Genomic DNA, 13,446 nt, shown 5'->3' on the forward strand with positions numbered 1-13,446 from the left:
GGTCCGGTGGGCCCGCCCGGAGCGGGCCTACCGGACCGCCACCCCGACCAGGCAGGTGTCGTCGTCGGTGTCCGCGCTGCTGTACCGCAGCAGGTGGTCCAGCTGGTCCTGGAGTCCCTCGACGCCCGCGGCCGCACCGCGGTGCGCCTGCTCGACGAGGCCGGTCAGATTGGTCAGCGAGGCCTGGAGGGACTCGTCGCGGCGCTCGATCAGCCCGTCGGTGTACATCACCAGGGTGTCGCCCGCCTCCAGCGTGAACTCCCCCTCCTCGTAGTCCGCCTGGTCCACGGCGCCGAGCAGGATGCCGCCCAGCTGCGGAAGGGCGGCCGCGCGCCCGCCGCGCAGCAGGACCGGCGGCGGGTGCCCGGCCCGGGCCCAGCGGAGCCTGCCGCTCCCGGGTTCGTAGAGGCCGCAGACCGCGGTGGCGGTGACGTTGTCGGTGAGGTGGTGGGTGACGCTGTTGAGCCAGCTCAGCAGCTGGGCCGGGCCCGCGCCGGTGGCGGCCAGTCCGCGCAGCGCGTTGCGCAGGGCGACCATGCCGGTGGCGGCCTCGATGCCGTGCCCGGAGACGTCGCCCACGCACAGCAGGACGTCCCCGGAGGGCAGGGTCAGCGCGTCGTACCAGTCGCCGCCCACCAGGTGGTCCTTCTCCGCCGGGCGGTAGCGCACGGCCACGTGCAGGTCGTGCAGGTCCAGCGGGCCGCGGGCGGGCGGCATGATGGCGTGCTGGAGCTGGAGCGCGAGACGGCTGCGCTCCGCCGCCTGCTGCTCGCTCTGGGCCAGCTGGTCACGGGTCGCGGCCAGGGCGACCTCCGTCCAGTGCTGGGCGGAGATGTCCTGGTAGGCGCCCCGGACGATGTGGAGGCTGCTGTCCGGGGCGGGCACCGGCTCCGCCACGACGCGGATGTGGCGGGTGACGCCGTCGGGGCGCAGGAGGCGGAAGGCGGTGGAGGCCGGCCGCCGGTGGTGCAGCAGGGTGCGCAGGAACCGGCCGATGGTGTGCCGGTCGTCCGGGTGGGCGTGCTCGGCCAGCTGGTCCAGGGGGATCGGCGACGCGCCGGGGGGCAGCCCGTGCAGCTCGAACAGGGTCTCGTTCCAGGCGATCTGACGCGTCCCCAGGTTCTCCTCGAAGCCGCCGATCCGGCCGAGCCGCTGGGCGTGCTGGAGCAGCCGGGCGACCCGCGGGGTGCCGTCCCCGAGGCGCCACACCAGCGCCAGGTGGGTGCCGTGCCGGCTGATGCTCACCTGGGCCCGGGTGGTCAGCGGCACGCCGTCGACCAGGGCGGCGAGCCGCATGTCGTGGGTGCGGAAGGGCTCCCCGGTGGCGAAGACGTGCTCGACCTTCTCCGCCAGCCCGCCCGGTTCGGCGGCCAGGGGGTACGCCTCCAGCAGCCGGGTGCCCACGATGGCGCCGGTGGGCCGGCCGGCGAAGTCGACGAAGGCGGGATTGACGTGCCGGATCACGAACCGGGGGAGGTGGTCGTCGTCGGGCGACAGCCGCAGGACCAGGCACGGGTCGAGCAGGCCGTCGACCAGCTGCCGCAGTTCACCGAACTGCCGGTCGTCCGGCTCGGGGCCGGGCGGTTCCTGGCCGCCCCAGGTCTCCAGGGTGGCGGCCGCCAGCTGCGCGAGCGCCTCGAACTGCCGCTGGAGCGACTGGGACTGGTCGGGCAGGGCGTCGTGCCAGCAGACCTCCAGGACCCCGATGAGCCGGCCGCCGGTGCCGGCCGGAACGGCCAGCCGGCCGCCCCGGACCTCGTGCTGGCCGATCGACGGGAGCGAGGCGTCGGCGAGCGTCGGGTAGCCGACGGCCGAGCGCTCGTCCAGCGCCTTGCGGGCCGGGGTGGGGACGCCCGGGGGGACGTGCCGCCAGCGGCGGGCCTCCTCGTCGGGGAAGCCGGCACTGCCGGCCAGGGAGAGCGAGAGGTCGGGGTGGGCGGCCCAGACCGCGACGGCGGCCACGCCGAGCGGCCGCAGCGCGTGCTCCAGCATGGACCGCGCGGCCGCCGCCGCGTCGCCGGCGAGCGCGTCCGCCTCGGTGCTGCGGAGACGGACGGCGACCGGCTGGGCCGACGGGGCCGGCGGGGCGTCGGCCGAAGGCTCGGAGGCACCGGCCACGAAGCCGCGGGCGAGCGCGGATATCTCGTCCGCCGCGGACTGGTTGACGAGGTCGGCGGCGAAGGCCAGGGTCGAGGTCCCGGACCGCTCGGCGAGGCTCTCCAGCTGCCTCGCCGCCTCGGTGGGGCCGCACCGCAGCCGCTCGACGAGCACGCCGACGGCCATCTCGACCACCGCGCGGCCCGCGGCGTGGGCCTCGGCCCGGTCCAGTTCCAGGCGCAGCCGCTCCACCGTGCCGGCGAGCCGGCCGACCGCCGTCGCCTCACGCTCCGAGTCCCGGGCCGGCGGCGCTCCCGCCGCGGTGGGACCGCCCGGGGGCCCGGCGCCGACTGAGCCGGCGATCGGTCCGGTCGACGGGCGCTGGCCGGCGGCGGACTGCTCCGGAGGCTGGTGCACGGTCGGGACTCCTGGGATGCGGCGGCTCGTACGGGTGGTGGGGTGACGCGGGCGGGCGCGCCGGTGCTAGGCGGTGAGGTGGCGCTTGATCCGGCTGATCACCTCGTCGGCGTCGACGGGCTTGGTGATGTAGTCGCTGGCGCCCGAGGCGAGGCTCTTCTCCCGGTCACCGACCATGGCCTTGGCGGTCACGGCGATGATCGGCAGGCCCTCGTGCTCCGGCATGGCGCGGATCGCCGCGGTGGCGGAGTACCCGTCCATCTCCGGCATCATCACGTCCATCAGGATCACGTCGATCCCCGGATGGACGGCGAGCGCCTCCAGGGCGGCCCGCCCGTTCTCGGCCTGGAGGACGTGCATGCCGTGCAGCTCCAGGATGCTGGTGATCGCGTAGAGGTTGCGGTCGTCGTCGTCGACGACCAGCGCCGTGCGGCCGGAGAGCGCCGGGTCGGCGCCGGGGTTCCAGGAGGGCTCGCGGCCCGTGTCGCGGACCAGCTGCACGACGCTCCCGGGCCGGTCGGCGCTCATGTGCAGGGCGATGCGCTCGCGCAACTCGTCGAGGCTGGAGAGGACTTCCAGGGGTCGTTCGCCCGCGCGGCGGAGCGCCTGCTCCTGCTCCGGGACGACCCCCCGGTTGTCGTGGGCCAGCACCGGGACCGTGTACAGGGCCGGGTCGCCCTCCATCTCCTTCAGGAGGGTCGCGGAGGTCCCGTCGGGCAGGCCCAGTTCCAGGACGACGCAGTGGCACGGCGCGGTGGCCAGGGCCGTGGCGGCCTCCTGCGCGCCGACCGCGGCGACGATCTCCACCGGCCGCTGCGCGCCGGAGTAGCGGGCGAGGTCCGCGACGGCGTTCTCCGCCACCAGGGAGAGCAGGCCGTTCGGGCGGCCCTCCACCACGAGCAGGCGCCGTGGCCGGCCGGCGGCGGAGTGCTCCGGGTGGTGTCCGGCGCCCTGCGACGGCACCGTGGCCGGGCGCTCGGCCGTCCGCGGCGCGGCGCCGGGGCCGCCGGCGGGGAGACCGGCGGCCTCGGCGGGGAGGTAGAGGGTGAAGGTGCTGCCCCGGCCGAGGGTGCTCTCCACGGTGATGGCGCCGCCGAGCAGGAAGGCGATCTCACGACTGATCGACAGCCCCAGCCCGGTCCCGCCGTACTTGCGGCTGGTGGTCCCGTCGGCCTGCTGGAAGGCTCCGAAGACGGTCTCCAGGTGCTGCGGGGCGATGCCGATGCCGGTGTCGGTGACGTGGAAGGCGAGCACCGGCCCGTCGCGGCGCACCCCGTCGGGGATCGCGTCCTCGTCGGCGGGCTCGATCCGCAGCTCGACCCGGCCCTGCTCGGTGAACTTCACGGCGTTGGACAGCAGGTTGCGCAGCACCTGGCGCAACCGGTAGTCGTCCGTGTGGAGTTCGGCCGGAACCCGGCTGGCCGTGCGGACCGCGAAGGCGAGGTTTTTCTGCCCGGTCATCGGGCGGAAGGTGGCCTCCACGTAGTCGAGCAGCGACTGCAGCGGCACCGCCTCGACGTTGAGGTCCATCTTCCCGGCCTCGACCTTGGAGAGGTCGAGGATGTCGTTGATCAGCTGGAGCAGATCGGAGCCGGCGGAGTGGATGATCCCGGCGTACTCGACCTGCTTGGCGGTCAGGTTGCGGGTGGGGTTCTGGGCCAGCAACTGGGCGAGGATGAGCAGGCTGTTGAGCGGGGTGCGCAGTTCGTGGCTCATGTTGGCCAGGAACTCGGACTTGTACTTGGAGGCGAGGGACAGCTGGTGGGCGCGTTCCTCGAGCTCCTGGCGGGCCTGTTCGATCTCCAGGTTCTTGGCCTCGATGTCGTGGTTCTGCGTCGCCAGGAGCTCCGCCTTCTCCTCCAGCTCGGCGTTGGAGGCCTGGAGCTCCTCCTGTCGCGCCTGCAACTCCTCGGACCGGGCCTGGAGTTCGGCGGTGAGGCGCTGCGACTCGCCGAGCAGCTCGTCGGTGCGGGCGTTGGCGATGATGGTGTTGACGTTGACGCCGATGGTCTCCAGCAGCTGCTCCAGGAAGTCCCGGTGGACCTGGGTGAACGGCCGGACGGAGGCCAGTTCGATGACGCCGAGCACCTGTTCCTCGACCACGATCGGCAGCACGATCAGCGAGAGCGACCCGGTGCGTCCCAGGCCGGAGGAGGCGGCCAGGTAGTCCGGCGGCAGGGAGTCGACGGCGATGGTCCGCCGGCTGCGGGCGGCCTGGCCGACGAAGGACTCGCCGAGGCGGAAACTGGTCGGGCGCTCGCCGTCGGGGAACGCGTAGGAGCCGACGAGCCGCAGCACCGTTCCCTCGGGGCTCTCCTCGGCGAGGTAGAAGGCGCCACACTGCCCGCCCACCAGCGGGGCGAGTTCGTCCATGACGGACTCGGCGACGACCGAGAGGTCCCGCCGGCCCTGCATCAGGGCGGAGAAGCGGGCGAGGTTGGTCTTGAGCCAGTCCTGTTCCTCGTTGGCGCGGGTGGTCTGGCGTAGGGACTCCACCATGGCGTTGATGTTGTCCTTGAGGTCGGCGACCTCGCCGGAGGCGTCCACGGTGATCGAGCGGGTCAGGTCCCCGGCGGTGACGGCGCCGGTGACCTCGGCGATGGCGCGGACCTGCCGGGTGAGGTTGCCGGCCAGCTCGTTGACGTTCGCGGTGAGCCGCTTCCAGGTGCCGGACACGCCCTCGACCCGGGCCTGGCCGCCGAGCCGCCCCTCGGTGCCGACCTCGCGGGCCACCCGGGTCACCTCGTCGGCGAACGAGGACAGCTGGTCGACCATGGTGTTGATGGTGGTCTTGAGCTCCAGGATCTCGCCCCGGGCGGTGACGGTGATCTTCTGGGTGAGGTCGCCCTCGGCGACGGCGGTGGCGACCTGGGCGATCGCGCGGACCTGCCCGGTGAGGTTGCCCGCCATGGAGTTCACCGAGTCCGTCAGGTCGCGCCACGTCCCCGAGACGCCCTCGACCTTGGCCTGGCCGCCGAGGCGGCCCTCGGTGCCGACCTCGCGGGCCACCCGGGTCACCTCTCCGGCGAACGAGGACAGCTGGTCGACCATCGTGTTGACGGTGTCCTTCAGCTCCAGGATCTCGCCCTGGGCGTCGACCTCGATCTTCTGGGTGAGGTCGCCCCGGGCCACCGCCGTGGTCACCTGGGCGATGTTGCGCACCTGCCAGGTGAGGTTCCCGGCCATCGCGTTGACCGAGTCGGTGAGGTCCGCCCAGGTGCCCGAGACGCCCGGCACCTGCGCCTGGCCGCCGAGGCGGCCCTCGGTGCCGACCTCGCGGGCCACCCGGGTCACCTCCGAGGTGAAGTGCGACAGCTGGTCGACCATCCCGTTGAACACGGTGGCGATCTCACCCAGCAGCCCGTCCGCGTCGTCGGGTAGCTCGGTGCTGAAGTCGCCGTCCCGCACGGCCGTCAACCCGGCCAGCAGCTGCCGCAGTTCCGCCTCGTTCACCAGCGCGGTGCCCGGCCCGTTCTGCGAGCGGTCCTGCGAGCCGGGGGGCAGGGTCGGGCCAGCCATCGAAACGTCGCCTCCGTAGAACGCCGGGCCGCAGGCCCGCATCCGGTCGTGGGCACCACGGAAGGGTCCGCGGTCGCAAACGGGGTGTGTTCCCCTCCGGAGGCTATCCCAGCTCTCCGCCGCACCGAAACGACTGGTCGCCGCGTCGGGCCCGGCGGTTCGGCGCGCTAGCCTGGGCGGATCCGCGATGTACCCGAAGTGTACGAACCTCCTTCTCGGAATCTTCACGCCCGGTGGCGGCATCGATCGGCCGAACCGGGGTAGCGGGCGTTGCGACATGCCGAAACGACGAAGGGACCCCGATGGCCGCGACCACTCGTGAACCGCTCGTCTCCACCCCCGCGCCCCCGCCCGCCACGGCGGGGCTGCGTGAGCTGCTGCCGCCGGAGTTGGCGGACGCGCGGGATCTGCGGGAGGTGGCGCCGGCCGACGCCCGGGAGTTGAGCCGGGTGCTGCTGCGCCGGCTCGCCGGGCTGGAGGAGGGCACCCGGGAGTACTCGTACGTGCGGTCGACCCTGGTGGAGATGAACCTGTCGCTGGTGAGGTTCGCGATCCGCCGTTTCACCGCGCACCGGGAGCCGCAGGAGGACCTGTTGCAGGTCGGGGCGGTGGGGCTGATCAAGGCCATCGACCGGTTCGATCCGGATCTCGGTGTGGAGTTCACCACGTTCGCGCTGCCGACGGTGCTGGGGGAGATCCGCCGGCACTTCCGGGACACCACGTGGGCCGTCCACGTGCCCCGCCGCCTCCAGGAGCTGCGGATCGTGCTGGCCAAGGCGCAGGAGCGCCTGGCGCAGGAGTTGGACCGGGCGCCGACGGTGGCCGAACTGGCCGCGCACCTCAGCCTGTCGGAGGAGGAGGTGGTGGAGGGGCTGACCGCCTCGAACGGGCACACGGCGGGTTCCCTGGACCTGGGGGGCGCGGAGGACGACGAGAAGCCGGGGTCGCTGGGCGAGCGTTTCGGGGAGGAGGACCGGGACCTGTCCAAGGTGGAGGACCTGGTGGCGCTCAAGCCGCTGGTCGCCGCTCTGCCGGAGCGCGAGCGGCTGATCCTGTCGATGCGTTTCTGCGAGGACCTGACCCAGTCGCAGATCGGCGAGCGCCTGGGGGTGTCGCAGATGCACGTGTCCCGATTGCTCTCGCGTACCCTGCGGCGTCTGCGCGAGGGGTTGGAGGAGGACTGACCGGGCGCCCGCCGGGGGATGACCCCTGGTGCGCCGGCGCGACCCGTCCGGTCCGTTTTGGCCGACCGCCCTGACCTGCATAGGGTCGGAGGGCATCCGACACCGAGGGGACGACGATGACGCCTTCCGACAACGACACTGGAAACCTGGCCTTCGCGGTCCCGCCGCCCCGTCCGGAGGCGGCGGTGGAGACCCGCACCGCGGGCGGTGGGGCGGTGGTGTGCGCACTGGCGGGCGATCTCGACATCGAGACGCTCGCGCCGGTGGCCGACGCGCTCACCGGTCTCGTCGCGCGACGTCCGCCGGTGATCGTCGTGGACCTGAGCGGGGTGGCGTTCTGCGACTCCTCCGGCCTGAACCTCCTGCTCCGGATCCGCGCGGAAGCGGAGCGGGAGGGCCTGGAGCTGCGGTTGGCCGCGGTGCCGCCCACCGTCATGCGCGTCCTCGAACTGACCGGCGCGCGAACGGTGTTCTCCCTCCACGGCTCCGTCGAGTCGGCGCTGGCGTCCTGAGCCGGACAACGGAGGCCGCCCTGCCCGACGCGTCGGCCGCCGCGGTGTCGGGGGCACGAGGCATAATCCGGGAGGCACGGGGAACCCGAGCATCCGAAACCGCCGTCGATCCGAAGGGGAACCCTCACATGACGATGAGTCGGGGCACCCTGGACGGCGACCCGCAGCCGACCGGGCCGGTCCTGCCGGCCGGAGGACAGCGCAGACGGCTGACGCTCGTCGGGATGCCGACGCCGGTCGCCCGCGCCCGGGCCTGCACCACCGAGGCGCTCGCGGACTGGTACGCGCCCGCACCGGAGCTCGCCGCCGACGTGGTCCTGGTGGTCGCGGAGCTCGTCGCGAACGCCGTGCTGCACGGGGACGGCCCGCTGGAACTGGTCCTGGACCTCACCCGGGCGCGCCTGCGGGTCGAGGTCAGCGACCGCAGCCCGGTGCTGCCCGCGCCGCGGCACCCGCACATGCCCGCCCTTCCCGGCGGCCACGGGCTGTTCATCGTGGGGCGGACCGCCGACCGCTGGGGCGCCGAACCGCACGCCCGCGGCAAGTCGATCTGGGCCGAGTTCGATGCCCACCGGCTGACCCGCGGCGCCTGAGCCCGGCCCGCCGCCCGGCACCGCTCCGGTGCCGGGCGGCGGACCGCTCGCCCCGCGGGGTCAGCCGGGCGGCGCGACGCGCACGGCGAGCAGGGCGATGTCGTCGTCGCTCTCCGCACCGAGCGCGATGACCAACTCGTCGCAGAACACGTGCAGTGGCGCCCGCGCGAGGGCGGCGGTGTGCCGGCGCAGCCTGTCCATGGCGTCGTCGAGGGACTGTCCGCGGCGCTCGATCAGGCCGTCGGTGTACAGCAGCAGGGTGGAACCGGGCGCCAGGGCCTCCCGGGCCGTGGGCCGGGGCATGTCGGCGTCCATGCCGAGCAGCAGGCCCGCGGCCCCGTCCAGGTAGCGGGTCCCGCCGTCCTCGGTGGTGAGCAGCGGCGGCAGGTGGCCGGCGGAGGAGTGGTGCAGCTCCCAGGGGCCCGACTCGCCGCCCTTGAGCAGTGCGTACACACAGGTGGCGGTGGACTGGGGGGTGAGCGTGCTGCTCGCCCGGTCCAACTGGCGCAGCACCTCGCCGGGCGGCTCCCGGCGGTCGACGGCGATCCCGCGCAGCATGTTGCGCAGGGCGCTCATGGCCACGGCGGCCCGCAGGTCGTGCCCCGCCACGTCGCCGATGACCAGCACCAGGTCGTCCGTGGGCAGGACGAAGGCGTCGTACCAGTCCCCGCCGATCTCGGCGGTGGTGCTGGACGGCACGTAGCGGGCCACCAGGTCCACGGGGCCGACCCGGGGCACGTCCGGCAGCAGGGCGCGCTGGAGGCGCTCGGCGGTGCGCCGGGTGTGCTGGTGCAGCTGGGCGTTGTCCACCCCGAGGGCGATCCCGCGGACCAGCTCCGCCACCAGCGGCACGTCCTCGGCGGTGAACGGGTACTCGTCGCGGGTGCGGACCAGCGTCAGCGCGCCGAGGACCTCCCGGCGGGCCCGCAACGGGGCCACGATGGCGCTGCTCGCCCCCAGCCGCTCGAACATGTCCAGCTGCCGGGCCTCCAGCGGGCTCTGGGCCCGCTCCGGCGGCGGGAAGTCGGTGATCAGCAGCGGGCCCGCGCCGCGCATCACGCGCGGCAGGGAGCCCTGGGTGTCCTCGGCCAGCGGAGGGAGCCGGCCGAGCAGGGCCTCGGGCACGGGCACCCGCTGCTCGCCGTGGACCACGCAGACCCGCTCCACCCGGTCGGGCGCGTCGTCCAGGAGGTCCGCCACGCACCAGTCGGCCAGCCGCTGGGTCAGCACCTGGCAGACCCGGTGCAGCCGCTCGTGCAGGTTCAGGGTGCTGCTCAGCGCCAGGCCGGTGTCGGCCAGCAGCGAGAGCCGCTCCAGGGCGCTCCGCTCGATGCTCGCCCGCCGGGACTTGCTGGTGGTCGTGGGCAGCCTCACCGGCCCGGGCTCCATCCGGGGGCCGTGCAGGTTCCGCAGCTCCTGTGGGTCCTGCGGGGTGCCGGTGGGGCCCGTCCGCGCGGTGAGCTGGGCGACGAACACCGTGCGCCCGTCGATCGCCTCCTGGGTCTGCACGCGCAGCCGCACGGGGACCAGCCGGCCGTCGCGGTGCAGGGCGGGCAGCGGGACGGAACGGCCCAGGATGCGGGGCTGCCCGGTGAGCAGCAGGGAGGTGAAGGCGGCCTCGTGCCGGCCGCGCAGGTGCTCGGGGATCATCACGGTCAGCCGCTCCCCGACGAGTTCCCGCGGGGACCAGCCGAGCAGGTTCGCCGCGGCGGCGTTCACGGCGATGATCCGGTTGAGGTCGTCGGCCGCGACCGTCGGCTCGGTGGCGGCCTCCACCTCGCTCGCGTCCCACGGGGCCAGCTCGGTCGGGGTGCCGCTCGGCGCGTCGGGGTTCAGCGTCCACGCGGTGGGGTCCGCGCCGGACAGCTGGGACGTGACCTGGTCGAACAGCCACTCCCGGAAGGCCCGGATCTGCGGAAGTGCCGGGAGGGCGAGCAGGGTCCCCTGCTGGGCGGCGGCCTCCGCCTGGTCGAGGACCCGGTCCAGGGTCACCACGGCCTCGGCGGCGTCCGCCGGGAAGGCGACGAGGACGGAGAGCGTCGAACTGTCCGGGGTCTCCTGCTGCACCGAGGCCGTCATGCACTCGCAGATCATGCTCCCGGCCTCCCGGGCGACCGTCAGGTCCGCCGCGGACACGCCCACGCGCTCCCCGGCGCACCCGTCCAGGTACAGCTCCCGCAGCAGGCCCTCCCACTGCTGCCGCGCCGCCCAGTACAGGGCGTACGGCACGTCGATCAGCGTCACGTTCGCGGTCGGGCCGACCGGGGGCACCGTCTCCCAGGCGGAGGCCGGGGGGTCCGGCTGCCCGGGCCACAGTTCGAACCAGACCGTCTTGCGGTCCGCGTCGCTGTGCACGCCGTGGCTGGGCGCGAGGTCCTCCACCAGGCCCAGACCGCGTCCGGTGGAGGCGTACGGGTGGCGGTCGTGCGGGACGAGACCGACCTCCGGCCGCCCGTCGCTGACCCGCACGTTGACCCGGCCGTCCTGCGACCAGGCCTGCACCTCGAACTCGGTGCGCGCGTGCAGGACGGCGTTGGCCGCCAGTTCGCCGGTCAGCAGTTCGGCGGTGTCCACCGCCTCCGGTGGGACGCCGGCCAGCGCCGAGCGTACGAACCGCCGCGCCACCGCGACGTTCTCGGGGGCCGGGGCGAAGCGCCGCGACGGGACCCCGGGCGGACTGAGAATGCCCATACCGGGCGTCTGCTCGGAAACACCGGCGCTAAAAGGCCGGGGCGGCGTCCCTCGCGGACGCCGCCCCGGCGCACCGAATTCCTAGCCGGCGGTGGGCGGCGGGAAGCGGTCCCAGACGCGGTGGGCGGCGAGCAGGAGGCCGAGCTGGTCCACGGCCTGGTCGGGCCGGACGCCGGTGAGGACGCCCGGGGCGTCGGCGGCGATGCCCGCGGCCTGGAGAGCGGCCTGCCCGCCCTCCAGGACGAGGATCGGCTTGGCGTGGCGGTAGGCCTCGGTCAGCATCAGCACGAGCCGGGCGTCGACCGGGGAGGAGGTCGGCAGTGGGTTGGCCGCCTTGGCGTCCCGGGCCGCCTCGCCCTCGGGCGCGGGGCCGGGGGCACCGGCCAGGACCAGCGCGTCGAACTCCACCGAGCGGGCGGTGGCGAACGTGCGCTGCACGGCCAGCGGCTCGTGGTTGCCCTCGGGGCGGAGGTCGCCCCCGGCGGCGGAGATCACCAGCGGGACCATGTCCGAGTCCAGCACGGCCCGGCGCACCGTGGCCAGCGCGCCGTGATCGGTGCCCGCGACGAGGCCGACGACCCGCCCGTCCAGCGGCCAGGTCCGCCCGACCTGGGAGAGCGCCGGGCTGGGCCGGACCGGGGCGAGCGGTTCGGTGGGCTCGGGCGCCGGCAGGCCGAGCCCCGCGGCCACCTGCGCGCACAGGTAGCCGTCGATCTCGGCCAGCACCCGCAGGCCGCGCTCCTTGATCGCCTGTTCGTGGCACTTGCCGAGTTCGAACGTGTAGGCGGCGATGATGTGCTCGCGCTCCACCGGGCTCATGCTCGCCCAGAACAGCCGGGGCTGGCTGAAGTGGTCCGCGAAGGACGCCGGCGCCTCGCGCACCTTGGTGGCGGGCGCCACCGGCGTCGGGTACTCGATGAAGGGACGGTCCCCGGCGCCGGCGAAGAACGGGCAGCCGCCGTCGAGCGAGTTCGGCTTGTACGGCGCGACGCCCGAGTGGACGGCGTCCTGGTGGAAGCCGTCGCGCAGCATGTCGTTGACCGGGGCGTGGGTGCGGTTGATCGGGATCTGGGCGAAGTTCGGGCCGCCCAGCCGGGTGATCTGGGTGTCGAGGTACGAGAACAGGCGTCCCGACAGCAGCGGGTCGTCGGTGATGTCGATCCCCGGCACCAGGTGCCCGGGATGGAAGGCGACCTGCTCGGTCTCGGCGAAGAAGTTGGTCGGATTGGCGTTGAGGGTGAGCAGTCCCACCGGGCGCACCGGCGCGAGCTCCTCCGGAACGATCTTGGTCGGGTCGAGCAGGTCGATGCCCTCGAAGGTCTGCTCCGGAGTGTCCGGGAAGGTCTGGATGCCGAGCTCCCACTGCGGGAACGCGCCCGCCTCGATCGCGTCGGCGAGGTCCCGGCGGTGGAAGTCCGGATCCGCCCCGGCGACCAGCTGCGCCTCCTCCCAGACCATGGAGTGGACGCCGAGCCTGGGCTTCCAGTGCCATTTGACGAGCGTGCTCGCGCCCTCGGCGTTGATCAGCCGGAAGGTGTGGATGCCGAAGCCCTCCATGGTGCGGAAGGAGCGCGGGATGCCCCGGTCCGACATGTTCCACAGGGTGTGGTGGGTGGCCTCGGTGTGCAGGGTGACGAAGTCCCAGAACGTGTCGTGCGCGGACTGGGCCTGCGGGATCTCCCGGTCGGGGTGGGGCTTCGCCGCGTGGACGACGTCGGGGAACTTGATCGCGTCCTGGATGAAGAACACCGGGATGTTGTTGCCGACGAGGTCGAAGACCCCCTCGGAGGTGTAGAACTTCGTCGCGAAGCCACGGGTGTCACGGACGGTGTCCGCCGAGCCCCGGGACCCGAGCACGGTGGAGAACCGGACGAACACCGGCGTCTCGACGTCCTCGCCGAGGAACGCCGCCTTGCAGACGGCGCCGGCGCTCCCGTACCCGCGGAAGACGCCGTGCGCGGCCGCCCCGCGGGCGTGGACCACCCGCTCGGGGATGCGCTCGTGGTCGAAGTGGGTGATCTTCTCCCGCAGGTGGTGGTCCTGCAGCAGCACCGGACCGCGGGGCCCGGCCTTGAGGGAGTGGTCGCTGTCGGGCAGGCGCACGCCCTGCGCGGTGGTGAGGAAGGCGCCGCTCTGCGACCGCACCCGGGGGCCGGCACCCGTGTCGCGCCCGGTCGCGGTCACCGGCCGCGGAGCCGCCTGGTCGGGTTTGGGAGGCAGGGGGTCGCGTACCTCGGTCGGTTCCGCGACGCCCGGCGAGACCGCGCCGGGCGCGCCGGGGACCTCGGGGCGGTCGGTCGGGGTGGCGTGCTGGACCACGTCGGTGACGGCGTCGACGATCTTCTTCATCGGTCCGGATTCGTTCATGGATGCTCCTCGTACTCGGTACCCGGTACTCGGGGGACTCTGCGCAGGTAACCCGGCGGCCCCGTC

At 73.9% G+C, this 13,446-nt stretch carries 7 protein-coding genes; 3 read left to right on the plus strand and 4 right to left on the minus strand.

Annotated elements, in window-relative coordinates; genetic code table 11:
- Positions 1-27 precede the first annotated feature (27 nt).
- Both ACZ7RU_RS24805 and ACZ7RU_RS24810 read right to left on the minus strand, forming a co-directional pair.
- Complete coding sequence (locus ACZ7RU_RS24805; protein WP_470343149.1) at positions 28-2,514, minus strand: SpoIIE family protein phosphatase; 2,487 nt, start codon at positions 2,512-2,514, stop codon at positions 28-30.
- A 66-nt stretch (positions 2,515-2,580) separates the two neighbouring features.
- Positions 2,581-6,033 carry a HAMP domain-containing protein gene (locus tag ACZ7RU_RS24810; RefSeq protein ID WP_470343150.1) on the minus strand — a complete coding sequence of 1,151 codons (3,453 nt, stop codon included), beginning with the start codon at positions 6,031-6,033 and terminating at the stop codon, positions 2,581-2,583.
- Between the two features lie 302 nt (positions 6,034-6,335).
- Between ACZ7RU_RS24810 and ACZ7RU_RS24815 the strand changes: the two genes are divergently transcribed.
- From ACZ7RU_RS24815 to ACZ7RU_RS24825, 3 genes are all read left to right on the plus strand, one after another.
- Complete coding sequence (locus ACZ7RU_RS24815) at positions 6,336-7,217, plus strand: SigB/SigF/SigG family RNA polymerase sigma factor (RefSeq protein ID WP_470343151.1); 882 nt, start codon at positions 6,336-6,338, stop codon at positions 7,215-7,217.
- 116 nt (positions 7,218-7,333) lie between these two features.
- The gene (locus tag ACZ7RU_RS24820) at positions 7,334-7,729 is read left to right on the plus strand and encodes an STAS domain-containing protein (RefSeq protein ID WP_470343152.1); all 396 of its coding nucleotides are present in this window, start codon (positions 7,334-7,336) and stop codon (positions 7,727-7,729) included.
- 128 nt (positions 7,730-7,857) lie between these two features.
- Positions 7,858-8,322, plus strand: coding sequence for an ATP-binding protein (locus ACZ7RU_RS24825; RefSeq protein WP_470343153.1), 465 nt, complete (start codon positions 7,858-7,860; stop codon positions 8,320-8,322).
- Between the two features lie 60 nt (positions 8,323-8,382).
- On the opposite strand, the gene ACZ7RU_RS24830 is transcribed toward ACZ7RU_RS24825, so the two are convergent.
- Positions 8,383-11,013: a SpoIIE family protein phosphatase gene (locus tag ACZ7RU_RS24830; RefSeq protein WP_470343154.1), complete on the minus strand. Its 2,631-nt coding sequence runs from the start codon at positions 11,011-11,013 to the stop codon at positions 8,383-8,385.
- An 81-nt stretch (positions 11,014-11,094) separates the two neighbouring features.
- Positions 11,095-13,380, minus strand: a complete 2,286-nt coding sequence (locus ACZ7RU_RS24835; RefSeq protein WP_470343155.1) for a catalase — start codon at positions 13,378-13,380, stop codon at positions 11,095-11,097.
- Between the last annotated feature and the right edge of the window lie 66 nt (positions 13,381-13,446).

It is taken from the genome of Kitasatospora sp. NPDC114501 (assembly GCF_055633695.1).

Coding starts and splice junctions, on each gene's coding strand:
- ACZ7RU_RS24815 (WP_470343151.1), top strand. CDS start 6,336: ATGGCCGCGACCACTCGTGAACCGCTCGTCTCCACCCCCGCGCCCCCG.
- ACZ7RU_RS24825 (WP_470343153.1), top strand. CDS start 7,858: ATGACGATGAGTCGGGGCACCCTGGACGGCGACCCGCAGCCGACCGGG.
- ACZ7RU_RS24810 (WP_470343150.1), bottom strand. CDS start 6,033: ATGGCTGGCCCGACCCTGCCCCCCGGCTCGCAGGACCGCTCGCAGAAC.
- ACZ7RU_RS24835 (WP_470343155.1), bottom strand. CDS start 13,380: ATGAACGAATCCGGACCGATGAAGAAGATCGTCGACGCCGTCACCGAC.
- ACZ7RU_RS24820 (WP_470343152.1), top strand. CDS start 7,334: ATGACGCCTTCCGACAACGACACTGGAAACCTGGCCTTCGCGGTCCCG.
- ACZ7RU_RS24830 (WP_470343154.1), bottom strand. CDS start 11,013: ATGGGCATTCTCAGTCCGCCCGGGGTCCCGTCGCGGCGCTTCGCCCCG.